We start from the raw sequence: 1,210 nt of genomic DNA on the forward strand, positions 1-1,210 counted from the left end.
GGTGTCGGCGGGGTCGCTGGTCAACAGCGGCGCCCTGGAAAGCGAGACCGCCCTGGCGGTCACGGCGGCGGGCGTGACCAACGGCAGTGGCGCCACCATGTTGTCGTCGACCCGGGCGGCGGAGATCGCGTCCTCTGGCTCGATCGACAACCAGGGGACCCTGCAGGGGGCCACGGGTCTTGCGGTGAGGGCGGGTGCGAACCTATCGAGCAGCGGCAAGATCACCGGCAGCGGCGGGACGACGACCCTGTCGGTGGGGGGCACCTTCACCAATACCGGCGAGACCAAGACGGCGGGGGATCTGGTCCTCACCGCAGGCGGGCTCGACAACCGCAATATCCTGCTGTCCGTGGGCAACATGGACCTGCTCGGCCTGGGTGGGCTGTCCAATAGCGATTTGATCCTGGCGGGCGGGACACTGACCGCCCAGGTTTCGGGGGCGGTCAGCAACAACCAGGGCGCCATCATTTCCGGTGGGGATATGGCCATTACCGGCCTGGGCGGCGGTCGGGCGGGCTCGATCACCAACAGCCTGGGGGTGATCCAAAGCGATGGCGGCGATGTGTTGCTGCGCGCCGGGTCGGTTCATAACCAGGGCGACAGTGACTTCGAGGTTAAAGAAAACGTCCTGATCTACGAGGGCACCTTTGGCGAAACCCCTGGCGTGCCCGCACGGAACTCCGTCCCCGGCGCGGTCATCACGCCGGAGGGCTATGCCTACATGAAAGACGGCTCGACGGTGGTTATCGACCATCCCTATCCGGGTCTGGATTGGACGGTTTATTACGACACGGGCAATGTTACGGTCAAACTCTACGGCACGGTGGCCACGGCCACGGGGGCGAGCACCGGCAAGGGCGAGATCGTCGCCGGCCGGAACCTGACCATCGACGCGGGCGGCGCGGTTCTCAACGACTTCTCGACCCTTGCGGCCGGGGGCGACTTGGCGATCAGCGCCAATTCCCTGGTCAACAAGGGCATCGAAAACGTCGCCACCCTGTGGTTTGAATGGGCCACGAATGGCCAATTCAACCGGTGTTTCGGCGGCCCCTGCGTCTGGTTCAGGAATGAGGGCGGCACGGCCTATGCCGGAGAGATCATCGGCCCGGGTGTCGGCTCGATCATCCAGGCTGGCGGCGGGGTCAACATCAACGTCGGCACCTTCGACAACACCAGCGAGGACCCCCGGGACCACGACAGCTGGGACATG

General features: G+C 65.6%; 1 protein-coding gene. It reads left to right on the forward strand.

Annotation, left to right across the window (positions count from 1 at the left end; genetic code table 11):
* On the forward strand, positions 1 to 1,210 hold a 1,210-nt coding region (locus tag ACLIRY_RS27120; protein WP_413208524.1), incomplete at both ends, for a hypothetical protein.

The organism is Rhodospirillum sp. A1_3_36, assembly GCF_047263945.1.
In the GTDB taxonomy this organism is placed as follows: Bacteria; Pseudomonadota; Alphaproteobacteria; order Rhodospirillales; family Rhodospirillaceae; genus Rhodospirillum.